The sequence below is a fragment of the Arsenicitalea aurantiaca genome, assembly GCF_003994485.1.
GTDB classification, from domain to species: Bacteria; Pseudomonadota; Alphaproteobacteria; order Rhizobiales; family Devosiaceae; genus Arsenicitalea; species Arsenicitalea aurantiaca.
Genome location: NZ_RZNJ01000008.1, coordinates 67,255 through 85,865, shown reverse-complemented (window position 1 = coordinate 85,865; position 18,611 = coordinate 67,255). Strand labels below are relative to the sequence as shown.

The following is an 18,611-nucleotide window of genomic DNA, read 5'->3' as shown; positions in this document are numbered from 1 at the left end:
ATGCGCGGTCGCAAGCCCAAGCCCACGGCGCTGAAGCTGATCGAGGGCAATCCAGGACACCGGCCGCTCAATCATCGTGAGCCAAGGCCACAGCCGGGGATCCCCACCTGTCCGGCCCATCTCTCCCCGACGGCGAAAGCGGAGTGGAAACGGCTGGCCCGGCAGCTTCACGGGCTGGGCGTGCTGAGCGAACTCGACCGAAGCGCCCTTGCCGCCTATTGCCAGGCCTATGGCCGCTGGGCCGAGGCGGAAAAGAACCTCAAGACCACCCCGGCGCTGCTGAGGACGCCTGCCGGCTACGTCCAGCCCAACCCCTGGCTCGCGATCGCCAACAAGAACCTCGAGCTCATGCACAAGTTCATGACGGAGCTTGGGCTGTCCCCATCCTCGCGCAGCCGCGTCTCCGCCATGGCGACGCTGGGCCGGCGGCCGTGGGATCCCCTCCCGCAGGATCATCGTGGCAATCCGTTTGCTGAGCTTTGAGTGTTTGTCGCATTCGCAAGCGGCCTGAGGCCCTAGTCTGAACGTTACCCGCTGCACTGCTGTTCTTGTAGGTCGACCAGACGATTCATCCTGACGCGCGCCTTGGTCGAAAAGGATTGGCGAGCAGGGGCGATCTGGCGTCAACTGCTCGGTCCGGTGATTAGAGTACACGGCCAGGATCATCTTGCCGATTGATGCAATAGGCGCTTAGCCTGTACAAACCTGACGCGAGCCCGAACAACTCGCCGCGTGGTTTCAAGCTCACGCGCAATCGAGAGGAAGGTCTCGCCTGCTGACAGATGATCCTCAATCACCTTGTCTGTTTCGGCAGTGTGAGCAAACCTGCGCCGCTTGCCCTTGGCCGCCGATTACCTCCTTGAGGACCTTCCTCCGGCGGTAAGACGCGAAGTCTGATGCATCGAGCCACGCCCGAACCGTATCAGGACCAACCCCGGACCCCTGGCCAATGTTGGAAAGCTTCGCCCCCTAGCGCGTCGCGCGGCAATAGCCCGATGTCAGAGGTGTGTCTCCTGAACTGCGAGTCTGTCGGAAAGTCCCGCCATCGCGACGTGCATGTCATGGTTCCGGATTCTATTGCCATCCTCATTGAAAAGTGCCACGCGATCAGGTGCGATTGAGACGGTGATGGCGTCGCCGACCTTTTGCGGCATTCGCTCCCGGAAGAGGGCGTTCACCAGATGCGACCCAAGTTCCAGCGTCGCGACAGTTTCCGAGCCGGTGGGTTCGAGCATCACGATCCTTGCCGGCAGTCCCGTCTCCGACAGCATGATGTGTTCCGGCCGCACACCATAGGTTCGCGCCTCGGCCGAGGAAAAGGGCGCGGGCAGGCTCGTCCCGCCCGTCGTGACGAATTGCCGGTCAACGCACCGGCCCTCCAGAAAATTCATCGCGGGCGAGCCGATAAAGCCTGCGACAAAGATGTTGTCGGGCTCATCGTAAAGTTCGAGCGGGGAGCCCATCTGCTCGACCCGCCCATCCCGCATGACGACGATCTTGTCAGCCATCGTCATCGCCTCCACCTGGTCATGGGTGACATAGATGGTCGTGGTTGCCAGCCGCTGGTGGAGCGACTTGATCTCCGCGCGCATCTGCACCCTGAGCTTGGCGTCGAGATTTGAAAGGGGTTCGTCAAACAGGAACACCTTTGGTTCGCGCACAAGAGCGCGGCCCATGGCGACGCGCTGGCGCTGCCCCCCTGAGAGTTCCCGCGGATACCGTTCCATCAGATCTGATAAGCCCAGGATTTCAGCAGCTCTTGCGATCGCAGATTCGATCTCGGCCTTCGGCGTCTGTGCCAGCTTCAGCGTAAACCGGAGATTGTCCCCGACGTTCATGTGCGGGTAGAGCGCATAGCTTTGAAAAACCATCGCGATGTCCCTGTCCTTGGGAGGGAGGCGATTGATCAGCGTTCCGTCGATGCGCAACTCGCCGCCTGTGACGCCCTCGAGGTCGAGATCCTCGACGGCGCAACGGTGAAGCGCGTGCTGAGCACGGCCACCACCAGCGCGGTCTACACCGCCGCCCAGCAGACCGCCGACTGGGGCGTGCCGCTCGGCCCCGGCGACACGCTCGACATCCGCATCTACCAGCTCTCCGCCCTCGTCGGGCGAGGAGCGCCCAAGACCGCCACGCTGACTTTCTGAGGATCCCATGTCCGACGCCACGACCCATCTCCTGCTGCCCTACATCCTGGCGGCGCAGGCCCAGAAGCACGTCACCCACAACGAGGCGCTGCGGATCCTCGACGGTCTCGTCCATCTCTCGGTGCTCGACCGGGATCTGGCAGCACCCCCGGCGAGCCCCACCGACGGCGACCGCTACATCGTCGCCTCGGGCGCGACGGGTGACTGGGCGGGCTGGGACCTGAACGTCGCGCTCTGGACCGACGGCGCCTGGCTGCGCCTGCCACCGCGCACCGGCTGGCGGGCGTGGGTCGAGGACGAGGGCCTGCTGATGGTCTACGACGGGTCTGGCTGGGTCGGCACCACGCCCGCGGCGCTGCAGAACCTCGCCCTGCTCGGCGTCGGCACAACGGCGGATGCGTCGAACCCATTCTCGGCCAAGCTAAACGCCGCGCTCTGGACGGCGAAGACCGTCGCCGAGGGCGGCACCGGCGATCTGTTCTACACCATGAACAAGGAGGCTGCGGGCGACGATCTCGGCCTGACACTGCAGACCGGCTTCGTGACCAAGGCGCTGGTGGGGCTGTTCGGCTCGGACCGCTTCCGCCTCGCAGTCTCGGCCGACGGCAGCACCTTCTTCGACGGGCTGAGCGTCGACAACGCGACCGGCATCGTCGATCAGCCCCGGCTGCCGCGCTTCAAGGCCTACACGAACTACGACAACTATGTCGGCGTCGGGACCTGGACGAAGATCGGCCTCAACAACACCGACTACAACGACCAGGGGGCGTTCGACGCCGCGAACAACCACTTCGTGGCGCCGGTGGACGGCACCTACCTCTTCGGCGCGACGCTGCTCTACAAGATCAACGCCAGCGCCACGGCCCGCATGCGCGGACGGCTCGTGCTGAACGGCACGACCGAAATCCGCGGCTCCCTCGGGGAAATCTCCGCCACCCACGTCTCGCTCGCTACCGCGATCTGGCTGCAGACCATGGTGCCGCTGACGGCAGGCGATACCGTCGAGCTGCAGGGGTATTTCCGGGTCGCGGACGGCTACTTCGCCGCCGATCACACCTCGTTTTGGGGGATGAAAGTTGGCTGAGGAGCAGCAGCGCAGTCGCACTGCCCAGACAGGGCGTCAGCCTAGTATGTGTCGCGGCCTCCGTTCGTCTCGGATCGCAGTTGCTATCTAAGCCGACTCATTCCGACTCTATCCGCAGTATAACGATTGTGATAGCCTCACCTCAGTCGTATCCAGACGTATGGGAAGCAATGAGCGATCGTTGGGTCTCCGTGACAGATGTCGCTGAGCATCTCGGTATCTCACGGGACACTATCTACCGTTGGATCGAAACGAAGGGTCTTCCTGCGTACCGCGTTGGCCGGCACTGGAAGCTTAAGCTGGCAGATGTCGATCAGTGGGTCCGTCAGGGCGGCGCCAATGAAGCCGCTAGTGTTTTGCGAGGCAGCGAGGATTAAAGGTGTACGAAGAACTCCAGCATTATTCGGACGCGCTCCGCACCTACATTACTTCCACCTACCATATTTCGAACCCCGCCTTGGTCGATCTACGAGATGAATTGCTCTTTCGGAGTGGGGCTATTGCGCAGACACCCTACCTAGAGAGCACCGCGAGGTACGCAGCTTCGCGACGTTATGAGGAACTTTCGCTTCCGTCGGATGTGGCGGGCCTTCTGAGATGGCTCGGCGAGCGAGGGGTTATTTTCGATCCGCCGTACGACCACCAGGCGCATGCTCTCGAACTCGCGCTTACACCACCGTTCCGTGACCTCGTCGTGACGACCGGAACTGGTTCGGGCAAGACTGAGACCTTCCTCCTCCCGATATTGGGCCGAATGGCGGAGGAGGCTATGTGCGGGAGCTCGTTCTCGACGCGCGCCGTTCGGGCGTTGCTCCTCTACCCGATGAACGCGCTGGTCAACGATCAACTCGGCCGCTTGCGTGTGCTCTTCGGCGACAACAACGTCGCACGCTGGTTCACTGACAAAGGTGGGCGCCCAATGAAGTTCGCTCGCTATACGGGGCGGACCCTGTACCCAGGCAGCCGCAAGGAGGACACTAAAAAGCACTGGACGCGCTTAAAAGAGCCGCTCGAGTTCTTCACGAAACTCGAAGATCGCGCAGCTTCTGATGCCGACGTGAAACGCTTGATCGGCGAGTTGCGGCGCCGCGGCAAATGGCCAGCGAAGCCGCCAACCAGCCCGGATTGCGAGGACGGCATGAGCGCCTGGCTGGGCAAGGGCGCTTGGAAGCGAGGTGACGAGTGGGTCCGTACTGTCGAGCGTCCAGAGGATCCAGAACTATTCCTGCGGCACGAGGCGCAGGAGGGGGTTCCTGATCTCCTTGTCACCAATTACTCGATGCTGGAGTACATGCTCCTTCGTCCCATTGAACGGGACATCTTCAGGGTGACCGCCGAGTACTATGCGGATCATCCAGAAGAGCGGCTGATCCTCATTTTGGACGAGGCCCACCTTTACAGAGGCGCACAGGGGACTGAGGTGGCGATGTTGATCCGCCGCCTGCGTAACCGACTGGCACTTCGTCCGGAGCAGTTGCAGGTCATCTGTACGAGCGCGTCGTTTTCAGATCCTTCAGCGGCAAAGAAGTTCGCCGCTGACCTCGCGGGCAAGCCTCCAGAAGGATTTGAGGTTCTTAGAGGGACGAAGCGCGCGTCTCATCCCTCCGGGCCCGGCGACAGGCGAGTTGCGGAGACGCTTGCGGGAGTGGACCTCCGCCGGGTCTACGAAGGCGACCTGGCGGCTCGTCTTGACGCGGTCATGCCGGTTCTTCAGTTGGCAGACGTTCAAGTCTCGTCTGAGTCCCTGCTGGACGAGGCAAGCGCGTCGCCTGACGGAGATCCGTTGGGGAGGGCTCTCCACCGCGCGCTCAAGCAGTTCCCGGTGACCGGTCGCCTCGTGAACCTCACAAGCGGCGCGGTAGCCGACGAAGACCTCGAACGTGACTCTGCAGGCGTGGGACCGGCTCAGGAGATCGGAGAACTGGCCTCACGGCTCTTTCCGGAAGTTGAGGCTGATCTTGCCCGCGTTGCCACTAACGCCTTGGTTGAACTCACTTCCATGGCGAAGCCTGACAGCAAGCAGGCACCACTCCTAGCTGCTCGCGCCCATGCATTCTTTCGAGGGCTCCCGGGCTTATGGGCATGCTCGGATCCGCAGTGCTCCCATGTCTCCGACTCTCAGCGAGAGCGTTGGGACACATTACCGCCGACTGGAGCGCTTTACGCTCAGCCTCGTCGGACATGCGAGTGTGGAGCGCGGGTGTTCGAAGTTTACACGTGCCGGTCGTGTGGCTGCGCATACTTTAAGGCCTATTCGTTCGATCCCGGCGCTCCCGACTATCTGTGGGCAGAGGATATCGGTGAAGTGGACGGCGTGGACGGGGTCGTCCAGCCCGTATTTCTCTCACTGGAGGAACCTCCCGCAGGCTCAGGAGCGCGGTTCGAGTACCTGGATCCGGTGTCTGGCCGCGTAGGATCAGGGAACGACGCAGCTCGTGAGATATGGCTCCCGCCTCTTGGGCAAAAGGACACGAGCCCCGGAGAGTTTCAAAACTGCCTCCGCTGCGGAGCGGACGGTTCAGACCACATAATGGACCATGTGACGAAAGGCGATGAGCCGTTCCAGGAGATCGTTTCCTCGCAGGTCCTCGAGCAGCCCCCGCGCCAAGAGGTCGACACTCCGCTCAAGGGGCGCAAAGCACTCATCTTCTCCGACGGGCGACAAGCAGCCTCACGGCTTGCCGGGAAACTTCAACAGTATTCGATGCGCGACGCGGTGCGGCCGCTGCTCCTGGACGGGTTGAGCCAGCTAGAGCAGCGTTTTGGAGGTCCGGTGACACTCGACCATGCCTACGCCGCCCTCCTGACAGGCTGCGCCATGAACGGTGTCACCCTGCGCCCCGCTCAGGCGCCGCACTTTGAGGAGGATCTTGCTCTATTCCGGGAATTGCTGACTAGCGCCCCGCCAACCACGGAGCAGGAAATCCGCAGCAGGTCAGCGGAACTGAACACGCACCGTACAAATAAGGCCCTGATGCTCGCGCTCTATCCGGTGCTGAAGGACCCACATACCGGGCTCAGCGCCCTTGGCTTGGCGACAATCCGCGCCTCGCTCGACCCAACAGACCTGCGAGCGTTCCAGAAGTTGCCGGCGCCGCCTGAGCCCGCTCACCTTAGCGAGGAAGAGCGCCGTTGGGCGCTGCTTGATCTTTGGCTGAACGACGCGGTCCTTAGTCACGCATTGTATCTGCCCACCACGCCGAGCGAGTGGCTCGACGCTAGCACAGGGGCGAAGATACGGCGCACAAAGGCGACGTTTCCATCGTTCGTGAAGGATTTCGTCGGTACGAAGTGGTTCAACGCAAACCTCAAAGGACGAACAGGAGCGCCGTCGGAATGGGGGAAGTTCCTCTCGAAGGTCTTCGGGACCAACGAGACCGCCAATGGATTTATACTGAGGGCCGCCAAGCTCCGAGTGGTTACAGAGGAAATCGAGTGGCGCCGCTGCGATACGTGCACCACAGCCCAGCCGTTCAACCCGCTCGCCGCCGATCGCTGCCGCGTTCGTCCGGGCCACAGGGTCTGCACCGGCACGACTAGCGCGCTAGATCCTGCGACCGACACCGTGTTCCGGTCGCGAAAGGGGCACTTCCGCCGACATGTGGAGAGGCTCGCGGCCGAGCCCGATTACGCGCCCCACCCATACGTCGCCGCCGAGCACTCCGCTGCGCTCAACGACAGCAGCAACAGCGGCGCAGTGGCGCGAGCGGAATGGCATGAACTGAGGTTCCAAGATCTCGACGTTGAGGGTCCGGAGGGGCGGCGCGACGGCCCTATCGACGTTCTGTCATGCACGACGACGATGGAAGTCGGCATCGACATTGGCAGCCTCACGGCTGTAGCCTTGCGCAACGTGCCGCCTGGGCGGGCAAATTACCAGCAACGCGCCGGCCGGGCCGGTCGCCGGGGCTCTGCTCTCTCGACCGTAATTACCTACTGCGGCGCGGACAGCCATGACCAGGAGTTCTACTCGCACCCCGCAGCGATGGTTAGCGGCCCAGTGCCTGACCCGACGCTGAACCTGGACAACCTTGAGATCATTCGCCGGCACTGCTTCGCGCTCGTGATGAGCATGTTCCAGATGGCCGCGATCGCCGATCCCGACGACGAAAGCGTCAGTTCCAACGTCTTCGAGAGCCTCGGAATGCTGCAGGACTTCCGGACCGGAGATGCGATGGAGTTCTCCTACGCCGGCCTCAAGGCATGGCTCAATCGAGAGGCGGCCCGAGTCCGCGGTGCGTTAGAGGAGATCGTCCCTGCGTCCGTTGTTGCTGCGGCACCAGGGTTCGTGGACGACGTGCCTTTGGCGCTGCTGTCCGCACTCCGCGAGGTGGGCGCCGGCCCGTTGGAGGCATCGGAGGTGGAGGATCAGTTCTCACCCGCCGTCGAGGAACTCGTCGCGGAAGGTGGCGGGGAGGAGGCACAAGCTGCCCGTGGCACGCTAATGATGGGCTGGGGTGACGACGTAGACTTCGATGCGGTCGATACCGGCGCACCTGAAGCAGCGCACACCTCGGCGGACGTTGATCGGACCGAGGACGCGCCCGACGGAGGGCTCGATCCGGAGAAGTTGCTGGATCGTCTCTTTGATCGTGGGGTGCTCCCACGATACGCGTTCCCTACTGATGTGGTGACCTTTCACGTCTTTGATCCGGCCGCGAGTACCGAGCGCAAGGCAGTCCTCAAGTACTCTCCGCAACTCGGTCTCAACCAAGCGCTATCGGGCTATGCGCCAGGTCGAGAGGTTTGGGTGAACGGTGAGCGCCACTACTCGTTCGCCATCTGGACGCCATTCAACCGCCGGGACTGCTGGCAGGCGTGGTTCGGCATGAAAGTCTACTTCGAGTGCGACCGCTGCGGTTACGCTCGCGTCGAGCAGCGGAGCGACGAACACTATGTTGGCCAAGTTCTAGACTGCCCAGCCTGTGGTTCTGGTGGTTCCCTAGGGGTCGGTACGCGCTGGCTTCGTCCGCCGGGCTTCGCGCATCCGGTCGACCTCGACGCTGAACTCCCCCTAGATGACAGCCCCACTCCCACAAGGCCGACCCGCGCGAAACTGAGCGCGCCCTTCACCGACAGCGGACCAGCCGAAAGGTCGGACATTGCAGCCAACGGCGCAGGCTACGAAATCTGGACTGCCAAGCAGCGGCTCGTTCTAACGAACACGGGCTCCCATGATCAGATGAAGCCGGGCTTCCTCTATTGCCCGAAGTGCGGTCGAGCAGAGCCGAACGGGTGGGCTGCTGGCCGCTTCCAGCGGGGCGGTCACCCTCGTCCAAACCCAGACCATCATCCGCATGGCGCGAGTTGCAACGGTACCCCCACGGTGGTGGTCCTAGGCAATGAGTTTGAGACGGACATCGCTCTATTCCGCTTTCGATTGGCCGGCGCTGTCGCCCTACCGCCGGGGTCGGTCGTGGCCAAGATTGTGCTCACCACCGCTGCGGAGGCACTTGCCTCCGCAGCGGCAAAGATCATGGACATAGAAGAGTCTGATATCGGCGCTGAGTTCCGCGTGGCGATGACAAGCGGAGGCCGGACGGGGAACGAAGTCGAGGTATACCTTTATGACCTCACACCGGGCGGCGCCGGGTTTGTGCGCTCTGCGGCCGCAGATCCGAAAAGGCTCTTCGAGGAGGCCCTCACGCGCTTGGAGTCCTGTGACTGCACGCATTCCTGCTACGAGTGCCTGCGCAGCTACAAGAACAAGTGGGACCACAAGTATCTCGACCGCAACTTGGGCGCGGCATTCATTCGCCACGTCATTCATGGTGAAGCGCCTACACTCGGGACCGATGACGAAGGACGCCTCCTTCAAGCGCTAGAGGTGGACCTGACTGAGTCGGGACATACAGTGGAGCGGCTAGAGGGGGGACTAAGGCTGTTGGACCTCTCGGGTCGGATCGTGGTGCTCGGGCATCCGATGACGCCCGGCGCGGCCGGCTCAGCGACCGGCAGAGCACTCATCGCGAGCGGAGCGCCTCACGTCGTAGTGGATAAGTTGCTCGTGGACAGAGCACTCCCAGCAGCGGTTCGGGAGGCCACTGGGGCAAAAACAGGCGGCAGCTCTGGATTCACGCTACCTGCGTTTCTCCCCTCAGAAGACGACGGCTGCCCCGTCTACGACCCGGCCTCTCTCGCTATCGACGAGCAGCCAGAGCCGCTCGCTAGGGTGGCGGTTGGCGGTGCCCCATCGGGATCGTTCATCGTACAGCTAGCACGCCCCACGCTGGAACGAATGGGAAATAGTGAGTTCGCCGCGGGGGCTTGGGTGGTCTTCACACCGACGCATCAGGATGACTTCGTAGTCGGCAACAAAGACCACACGCCTCGCTTGCTTGTCAGCAAGGCTGGGGCATTCAACGCCACAAACGACCGCTGGACCTTTGGCTTGCCGCGCCTCCGGAAGGACAAGGTGAGTGTCCTGTATCTATCCCATGTCGCGCCCCGCTCGGAGACGCCGCGGGCCCAGGACGTGAGCGTCCTAGGGAGAGCGTTTGGCGTGTTCGTAAACGGTGTCCTCCACAAGTTGGGAGAGGCGTAATGGCGCGGATGCTGCCCGACGTTGATCCTTCCCAACTCCAGCACGCCTCAGAGGAACCTGTATATGTCGCGCTACGCGACCAGTTGGGCGACGATTATATCGTTCTACATTCCTATCCGTGGCTTCGCCCGTGGCGCAGCAAGGCTCTTGCCGAAGGCGAAGCGGATTTTGTCGTGCTCCACCCTTCCCGCGGTCTTCTCATCCTCGAGGTCAAGGGAGGGGATACGATCCGCTACGATGGCTACCGGTGGTTCCGCGACACAAAGACCGGGCCGGACGAGTTCCAAGACCCGTTTAGGCAGGCGCAGCGCAACATGCACGCGCTTTTGGAAATCGTACGAGAGCGATCGGGAGAACGGATCCGAAAGCAGGACCTCGTACATGGTTATGCGGTTGTCTTCCCACACCTAGACTACGAGGGTTTGCCGCCACCTCACGCCGACAAGGCCATCGTGATCTCTCGGCGCAATCTCCCCTTCATGGCACAGGCAATCGAGACTGCATTCGCGGCTTGGACCGATGAACCGCGATTGCTTCCTCGCGATCGATACACGATGCTCGTGAACGACTGCCTGATGCCCAAGTTCAGGGTCTTCAGGCCCGTAGGCCCGGATATTGAACTGGTGGCCAACCAGTTGCTCGAACTTACCGAGACACAGGCCCAAGTGTTCACCGGTCTCTACGTCCAAGACCGGGTGCTGGTTGAGGGAGTGGCTGGGTCTGGTAAGACGTTCCTCGCGATACATCGGGCGCTAGCTTTCGCGCGCGAGGGTATGAAGACCCTGTTCGTCTGCTTCAACAAGGAACTCGCGGCCTGGATTCGGCGACAGGTGCAGGAAGATCCGAGTACGGCCGACTTCCGCGATTTGCTGACGGTCAAGCATTTCCATGGTCTCGCCGCGGAACTTGCAACTGAGGCGGGCTTAGATTTCCGCCCTGCGGCTGGTGGCGCTCGAACGGAGGCATTCTGGAACGACGAAGTCCCTGACCTCATGGAGCAGGCCATTGTCGATCTCGCCATGGAGGGTCGCGAGATCCACTTCGACGCCATTGTCGTGGACGAGGCGCAAGACTTCTCGTTGGGCTGGTGGTACACGCTGACACAGTCGCTTCTGTCGGAGGCAGATGGCCCCCTTTATGCCTTCATAGATCCCAATCAGTCGCTTCGCGGTGAAGTGCAGTGGCCTGATGTCGAATTTGCAGCGCGCTTCAAGTTGACGATCAACTGCCGAAATACAAGGCGGATCGCCTTGGCGAGCGCCTCGGTTCTCAATCTAGAGTGTCACATATTCCCGCGTGCACCCCAGGGGAGTGCTCTGCGAGTGCTCCGCGCCAATTCCTCTAGGCAGCAAAAGGGGTTGGTAATTCAGGAACTACGGTCGTTGTTGCAGCGGGAGGACGTGGCGCCTAGACAGATCGCGGTGATAGGACCTGCAGCCAAGGAGAACGGTAGTCTGTCAGACCTGACGGACATTGATGGCGTACCTCTAGTTATGTCAGCGGAGGAGTGGCGCGACGGTGGGGGTATACTCGTAACCACGGCCCGCTCATTCAAGGGACTCGAGGCCGAGGTGGTCGTGCTGTATGATCTCGACGGTTTCGGCCGACTGTTCCGAAGGGAGGACCTCTACGTCGCGTGCACACGCGCCAAGGTGCTGCTGATCGCGGTCGTGCATGGGGAGCAGTGTCGCGAGGTTATAACAGCGGCCCAATCAGTTTCCGAGGCGTAGGCATGAGACTTCGAACGCAGTCTCGTGCCCAACTCAGCACCCAGTTTGGCTACCTCGATGCCGAGGGGAGGCCGAGCGAACGTGCAATCGCAAATATTGTGCGCGCGCCGCTGAGCCGCTGGGGGCTGAGTCCCAAGCGAGATGTTGTCAAGCACGCACGCGCCGAGTTCCGGGCCAGCGGCGTTGAAGATGTTAGCGATATCCCACGCGTCTTACGGCGGCTTGTCGATATAGGCGAATGCGAAGAGGTTTACGTTGGGCACGAACTCTATTTGGCGCCGACTACACCGAGGTGGATCTCAGTGGGTGAGGGTGTCTCCGCTTTTCTGGGAGTGTCGGAGCCCCCCGATGGACTCTCGCTGGTGGACAGCGACAACCACGACATAGTTCGCAGACTTCGTGTCGGCACTGACGACGAAGTCGCTATTTTGGAACTTGCTGGGGTGCAGGAGGTATCGCTCTCGGAGTGGTTGGTGCCTCCAGGCTACCTTCGTCACGCAAGTAGGCGAATGCGGCAGCCTGCGAGGAGCGACGCGGTCACGCTCGGCCGTTTCTGGGACTTACTTGAGGAGGCACTGACCGAGGAAGGACTGACGGTGAGTGCTGACGCTGAGGTGCGTTTTCTAGGGGGGCGTCCAGGAGATTTCTTCGGCCGTCACAACTCGGCGCAGCCTGAGGGTAGGTGGACGACAGATCCGGGAGAGGGGCTGTGGTGTGCCTATCGCCGCGGCTACGGAGACACTCACTGGCACCCATGCATCGTCGCCGTGGCTGGAGACGGTCAGCGGGCGCTTGACCTCTACGACGAGGATGAGTGGCGATGGGCTGTGCTCGCGCGTGGGAGGCGTGTCGGCGCCGAGGAGGTCGTACGTGCAGACGGGCTCAGGATCCAGTTAACGTTCCCGGCGCCGGTTCAGTTGCGCGCGGCCATGGATATCCTTGGAAGTCCTAGCGGCGCATGGGCATGGGATGTGAGTCCGAAGGGCCCCGACCTGTGGCGACTGCTAACCTAGGCCAACGCTCCCATGGCTAGGAGACTTTTCGAGTTTGAATTATTGCTGTCAGCTTTTCTCGAGGGAGGACCGTGCGAACCTCCTCCTTGCACTCCCGAAGCCAGCGAGTGCGCTCGTCCCAAAACGCGCGGGTCATGCCCAGAGTGTCCCCAGCGGCATTACGAGCATTCTCCGCACGCGTGATCTGTGCTCGATTGCCTCGCTCCCGTGCCAACTCAAGAGCCGCCTCAGCCCGACGCAGTTCCTCAGTGGCAATTGCGACCGCATCGTGGCCTTCCTCTTCGACGACCACCAAGCGAGCCGTGAGCGACTCCTCAAAGTTAGAAAAGCGATGGCTCCACGCTGAGCGTGCGGCCGTCGCGTCAGCCTGCCGCTGACTAGACAGTTCCGCCTCAGCGGAGGCGATGTCCGCCCCGTCTTTGCGCAGGTCGTTTGCCCTCGGGACGCCATTGCGCTCATGTGCCATAGGGTTGAAGAGCGCCGCAGCCTCCTCGGCTTCGACCTGGACCCAATTTCCGTGCTCCTGTCTTCGTAAATCGAGGGTCATGCACGCGGTGAACTGTGCGCGGAGCCAACGAACGTCAGCTTCCATCGCGCAACGCATAACTTTCCTAAAAGGACGCAACAGATCGGGAAGTCGATCAATTTCACTGAGAGTTGCGGCTTGGACCACGGCTCCGAGCGTCCTCTCCTCCAAGCCTCGTGCCATGAGTGCATCCGCCGGATCAATGACGGACAGCCTAAGAAGGTACAGACCGGGCGCCCCATACTGCCAAACGGTGTGATCGTCGAAGAACGTGACGCCCAGCTTCAATAGGCCATTACGTTGCGGTAACCAGCCGTCAATTAGTTCATCGTGGAGCGCATCGCCAAAGTTGAGGAACCGAAGAGTCCGTCGGACATGGTCACCGTCCAGCACCATGGTGACGCTCCGCCGAGGGGGAGTCCCGATGTCACCGCGACGAGTTATGAATGCGTACGCGTGTCGTGGGCTGCGCTCGTGCGATGGATCCGCGCCGAACGAGAAAACCACCTTCGACCGGACCTCTCGCCGGCCGTACATCCCCTTCTCACCGAACTGATACCACAGCGTCCGAAAACGGCCACCTGTCTCCGGGTCTGTGTTCCAGCGGATGTGGTAGTCGGCAGCATAGTCAAGCAAACTTAGCATCCCCTCGAGCGCCCGATCCCACGCTCGGGGGCCTAACGCCGAGTGCTCGGGAAGAGCTTTGAGGACAGGAGGAGCGGGAGGTATTGAATCCAGCCACTGGCGCTCAGCGGTGGCTGAGTCGACTGTCCAAGGGAGGTGCTTGCGCAGAGCAGAGGCGAGTTCCTGTACCTCGTCTTCGGCCGCCATCTCCTCCGTAGTGTCCGCTAGTTCTCGCCAGTCGATCCGTTTTGGGCGTAACGCGGCGTCTTCAATGAGGCTCGCTAGCTCGTCGAGGTGGTCTCCGTCGAGGTTCACACTTCTCTCAAAGACATGGAAGCGCTGGAGAACAGTGACGACCTTCTCATCGACGAGGCCACGCTGAGCAATGGTGTACACGTCGATCGTCTTTGCACCGCCCTCGTTCGAGAAGGCGGCGACGTTGCCGATCCTGTCGAGCCTGCCGATCCACTGCTCAACTTCCTCGGGGCGCCACGGGACACTGTAGAGAACCAGAACGCGTGCGCATTGGAGATTCAGGCCGACTTGCACGGCCTCTGGCGCGAACAATACCTGCGCGTCGCCGCGTTGAAAGGCCTCAAGGTTCTCGTTTGTCTCGTTGCCAAATCCACCGAGATCCTCGACCGCCCCCGTCATCATCCCTTGGCGAACCCGAGCTGCAACCAGCGGGACTCGCTGGGAGAGTGGACCAACGACCGAGAGTCGCGCCTGGACGAGATCAAAGAGATAATCGACTGTCAGGTTGTCCTGCGCTGCTACGAGTACGCGTTCAGTTGGGTCCTCGGTCCAGATTTCCGCCAGAAGATCGATGAGGGCATCGGCGCGGGAGTCACCTTGGCTGCGGTGAACGAGCGGTTTGACGCGCTCAAGCAGGCCAGCGCGCTCGTGCCCTCTTCGCCGGAGGAAGTCTACGCGCTGCTCGAGCGACGGTGGGCTGAGGACAACACGTTTCGCGAGACGTACTGAATCGAATTCCCGGCTCAGATCGCCGAGGTGTTCGAAGTACTGCCACATCAAGGACTGCCGCTCAACTTCCGCGCCGAGAGGCTCGACGACAAGCGGCCGGTGACAGCGGCGAGGGAGCACGCCGCTGTAATCCACCCGTCTCGTTCGAATGACCCTACGGTACGCGCAATGAGCTAGCGCCGCAGTGCAAAGGCTGGAATGCACTGAGGCGGACGCCGCGGTGCGATCAGCCTCGATAAACTCATTGACCACGGCGGCCGCAGCCCATTCGGGCCACTTAGAGACGTCGTCGCCAGCCGCCAGACCTTCGGCAACTCCGCGGTCTCCGGTGGAGATTCTTGCTCGCGCGAGCGAGGCCCGCTCCGGCTCTAGCAACGCGAATAGCTGCGCATGTCGCTTGACGTGCTGGAAGGCGGGCGTCGCCGTGAGCGCCAGTACGTGCTCGAAGCGGGCAGCGACGCGAACAATCCGGTCCTGGACATCTGCGCGCAAGCGATGGAGTTCATCAACTACGAGGACATCGAAGCGGTCGGGGTCGATGTCAGAGAGCGCGAACTTCGGGTTGCCCGCGGCGTCACGCATCCCGAACTGCTCCTCCCAAGCCAAGCGGATATACTGCCTGCCCTCGGCCGCGTCGTGTTCCCCGAACGGTGCGGTATGAGCTCGCGTCATGATCTCGTCGCGCCACTGAGCGACAAGTTGATCGGGCACCATGATCAGTACTTGCAGGTCAGCCCTCTGGCTCCGAAGCGCGTTCAGCACCATCAGAGCTTGGACGGTCTTGCCGAGCCCAACCTCATCGGCAAGCAGATGCCTAACCCTTACGTCCGTCAGCACCCTATGCACGTTCGCGACCTGATGTGTGTAGAGCGATGCAGCTATGCCGACTGCGGGAGCAAGCGGCGTCCGGATGCGTTCGAAATCGCGCCGGACGGCTTGAATTTGTAGACACAGGTCGACGTAAATGTTTCTCATCTGCTGCTACTTCCTCGGGCCGCCCGTCGACTTCGCAGGGCCAAGTATCGTGCAGCGCGAGCAACGGACCGCTCAGCGAGCAGCACGTCAAGTGCGCGGCGCCAGTCCAGGCTTGCGGCGGCCTCGGGCTCGGCCCACAGCGCGAGGATTACCTTGAGGGTGTCGCTTGGCGGCACGCTCCCGGAAAGCGCTCTCCTCGCGCTTCGGGCCCACGCGGTGAGTTCCTCGGTAAGTTCGTCTAGCGTCATCATGGACGGTTCGAGCGTCATGAGCCCATGAGCGGTGTCGGATGGGAGAAGCATTTCGGCGAGCGGCTGAAGTTCTGCCGTAGACTTTACGCGTCTAAGGACGGAGTCCCAGTCGTCTGGCGCTGCGCCGGGGTCGCCCTCTGCAATCCCTGTGGCGAAGTCCTCCTTACCTTTATTTCGGTACTTATCGGCAAGTTCTGTATACGCGCGGGCGCAGGCCAGATCGAGCGCCTCATAGTCTTCCTGGCTCAGGGCGCAAAGCGGGCCGACGCGCGCCCAGAGGTCTGGGAACTCAGACCGAATCTCTCGGACGGCGATGCGTGTCACCTCAACCTCGTCCTCGCGCGAGAGTTCGACATACGAGTCACGTCCGAAGCCTGTCTCATCGCAGTCTCGGGCCAATTCTTCCCACGGGTCCACATCGCCCAGCGCCGCCTCGCGACGCACCCACTCCTCGCCGCAGCAGATTTCTGTGAGCCATCCGTCCAGTACCGCGGCGATCTGCCGGCGCCATATCTCGGCGATGAACGTAGTACTTTCGGCGAGGGACCATCTTAGGTAACTCTCGACCATGTCCTCGAGGCCGAGCGCGCCATTTCCAGCGTAACGGCGTCTGGTGAGGATCGGCTTCTTGATAGCGGGTAACCCTAGTCGCGCATGCGAGGGAGCGATGCAGAGCGTGGTGAACTCGGCGACCCCGCCGTGCTCCGAGACGTCAAGCCCGATCGGTGCGAGCAGTCGCGCCACTTCGTGCGCGTCGTCGAGTTCCGGCGCTGGCGGAGTCGCTGGAGTGGTCGCCAGCACCCAGCCGAAGGGGAGCATCCCGACTTCGCTTGTTAGGGCAATCGTACCGTCGTCAGTTCGCTGCCACCAACAGGGCCGCACGCGCTGCTCCAACATCATATAGTGTGAGCATAGGTTCCCCACGCTGAGCCGCAGTTTGAGCGAGGGAGACCGCGCCAGTAGCCCACGAGTCTCGTCATCAAGTAGCGTCGCGAAGGGCTCCTGCTCCGAGGAAACCGAGCAGGGGAGAGGGCCGAGCGGGGCGGTGGCAAAGAGCCTTCGACCGCTGGCATCGATCTCAACTGTAAGTTCCAGGCCGTCGAGCGGGGCAAAACTCTCGACGGCGAATTCGAGCGCGCCGCGCAAGAACGCCTGGACTGTCAGGTCACCGAAACGCGGTTCTATTGAGCAGATCGTGGGCGGCACAGATCGAGGCGCTAGCGTCCCGCGGAACGTGTAATCGCGGTCCTCACTACCGTTCGACACCCGCAGCGTATGGTCACCTCGCTCAACTAAAACGGTCACGACGTCGTCGCTCGAAAGATGGACCTGTTCGTCGTCCAACTGGACACTCAAGCCCTCTGGCGGAACACGTCGAGGCACCACAGTCCGTTGGTCGCCGACCACGAAGACCGGAACCGGCGCATCGCGTTCAAGCGGAGGTCTGCCTGCAAATTCAACTGAGATGCCGAAGTGCACATGAAATCCAAGTTCGCGCAGAACTTTCCGCGCGATCTCTTCCGCGGGGTCTAGCAGATAGCAGTCGTACGGCCCAACGTCCCTCAGGGCTGCGAAACCCGGAGGGCCTTCGCCTGACGGGGAGAGGAGCCAATACTTGCGGTGGCCAGAGATACTCGGACCGTGAACTCGACGTCCAATTTCTTCATCGGAATCAACGGCGAATAGCAAGGGGCACGCGATGTTCAGTTCGAAGGTGGCAAGTACGTCGCGAAGTTCCTGGTCGATTTCTACCTGGCCGAGGTCTGGAAAGAGTTCCGCAACCTCTGACGGGACCGACGTTAACTTGAGCGTGAAGGGGAGCCCGGAGAGCAACTGTTCACTGGGAACCGGCCCTGATACGCCCCACAGACGTGCGGCGTATCGGCGACGGCGCAGCGCTCGACGGAGTTTCCCTTGCAGGTCCGCTTCCACTTGTGGAAAGGCGGCCTGGAGCGTCATTGAACTGTCTTGGCGTCGGATTGTGAGCGAACCTGCGATCGATGGAAGTTGCAGCCCCGATGATGCGGCAGGTGTCTTTCGCTGCGCGACAGTCCGTTGTCTCCGGCGAGCGACCGCAACTGCGCGCCGAGCGATTTGGTCGGAGGCGAGGTCAGTTGCGATACGCTCCATCGTCTGGGGACAGAGTTCGGCACTGTCGTCACCCAACAACCTTCTCGTCACGGCTACCACCAGAGTTGCGTCCTCGAGCAAAGTCGCGAACCGCGCCGAAGAGTTGGAAGCAACTATTCGGATTGCGCGGTGCAGACCATCGTCATCGAGTTCGGCGACGTTCACGCGCAGGTTCGCAAGCGTGAGCGCGAGCGGACGATGGAACTCAAGAGGCACAAGCGCGTGAGTGATTGGCCAGGCGATGAAGCGGAAGGCGTCGGCCCACGGGGTAACTGGCGGCTGCGCACCTCGGTAGGTCTTTGCAGCGCTGGCGAAGAGATCGCGAATGTGATGTCGATCAGGCGCACTGATACGCAGGCCGAGTTTGGCCTCAAATACCGGCCAAAAGTCAGTCCCTGACCCTCTATAGCGGTACCCGACCTCTGTGGCCGCGACGAGCAGTGGGAGGCAGTTGGTGCGCCACCATCCGCTTTCAATCGGGTGCGTGCTTAAGACATGGCTAACGTTCGCGAAGACGTCAGTGACCTCGTCTTCACTTAACCCGTGCTCGAAAAAGAAGACCGGCCCCGTTCTTGAATCCCGGAGCGTGCGGTACCTCTCGTC

At 61.9% G+C, this 18,611-nt stretch carries 10 protein-coding genes; 7 read left to right on the top strand and 3 right to left on the bottom strand.

Annotated elements, in window-relative coordinates:
• Complete coding sequence (locus tag EMQ25_RS17175) at positions 1–483, top strand: phage terminase small subunit P27 family (RefSeq protein ID WP_127189844.1); 483 nt, start codon at positions 1–3, stop codon at positions 481–483.
• Between the two features lie 515 nt (positions 484–998).
• Here EMQ25_RS17175 and EMQ25_RS17170 read toward each other — a convergent pair.
• Entirely contained in the window at positions 999–2,168 is a 1,170-nt protein-coding gene (locus EMQ25_RS17170) for an ABC transporter ATP-binding protein (RefSeq protein WP_280177648.1), read from the bottom strand.
• On the opposite strand from EMQ25_RS17170, the gene EMQ25_RS17165 reads away from it, so the two are divergent.
• The 5 genes from EMQ25_RS17165 to EMQ25_RS17145 all read left to right on the top strand — a co-directional run bounded on the left by EMQ25_RS17165 (position 2,155) and on the right by EMQ25_RS17145 (position 12,518).
• Positions 2,155–3,231, top strand: coding sequence for a DUF2793 domain-containing protein (locus tag EMQ25_RS17165; RefSeq protein WP_127189843.1), 1,077 nt, complete (start codon positions 2,155–2,157; stop codon positions 3,229–3,231). The genes EMQ25_RS17170 and EMQ25_RS17165 overlap by 14 nt on opposite strands.
• 170 nt (positions 3,232–3,401) lie before the next feature.
• On the top strand, positions 3,402–3,608 hold the full coding sequence (locus EMQ25_RS17160; protein ID WP_127189842.1) for a helix-turn-helix domain-containing protein: 207 nt from the start codon (positions 3,402–3,404) through the stop codon (positions 3,606–3,608).
• A gap of 2 nt (positions 3,609–3,610) precedes the next feature.
• The gene (locus EMQ25_RS17155) at positions 3,611–9,775 is read left to right on the top strand and encodes a DEAD/DEAH box helicase (protein WP_127189841.1); all 6,165 of its coding nucleotides are present in this window, start codon (positions 3,611–3,613) and stop codon (positions 9,773–9,775) included.
• Positions 9,775–11,505 carry an NERD domain-containing protein gene (locus EMQ25_RS17150; RefSeq protein ID WP_127189840.1) on the top strand — a complete coding sequence of 577 codons (1,731 nt, stop codon included), beginning with the start codon at positions 9,775–9,777 and terminating at the stop codon, positions 11,503–11,505. The genes EMQ25_RS17155 and EMQ25_RS17150 overlap by 1 nt, the downstream gene beginning before the upstream one ends.
• A 2-nt stretch (positions 11,506–11,507) precedes the next feature.
• Entirely contained in the window at positions 11,508–12,518 is a 1,011-nt protein-coding gene (locus EMQ25_RS17145; protein ID WP_127189839.1) for a hypothetical protein, read from the top strand.
• 16 nt (positions 12,519–12,534) lie between these two features.
• On the opposite strand, the gene EMQ25_RS17140 is transcribed toward EMQ25_RS17145, so the two are convergent.
• Both EMQ25_RS17140 and EMQ25_RS17135 read right to left on the bottom strand, forming a co-directional pair.
• Positions 12,535–15,627, bottom strand: coding sequence for an SNF2-related protein (locus EMQ25_RS17140; protein WP_127189838.1), 3,093 nt, complete (start codon positions 15,625–15,627; stop codon positions 12,535–12,537).
• The gene (locus EMQ25_RS17135) at positions 15,624–17,837 is read right to left on the bottom strand and encodes a hypothetical protein (RefSeq protein WP_127189837.1); all 2,214 of its coding nucleotides are present in this window, start codon (positions 17,835–17,837) and stop codon (positions 15,624–15,626) included. Before EMQ25_RS17135 ends, EMQ25_RS17140 begins: the two co-directional genes overlap by 4 nt.
• Before the next feature lie 300 nt (positions 17,838–18,137).
• On the opposite strand from EMQ25_RS17135, the gene EMQ25_RS17130 reads away from it, so the two are divergent.
• Positions 18,138–18,407: a hypothetical protein gene (locus tag EMQ25_RS17130; RefSeq protein WP_127189836.1), complete on the top strand. Its 270-nt coding sequence runs from the start codon at positions 18,138–18,140 to the stop codon at positions 18,405–18,407.
• The last annotated feature ends 204 nt before the right edge of the window (positions 18,408–18,611 follow it).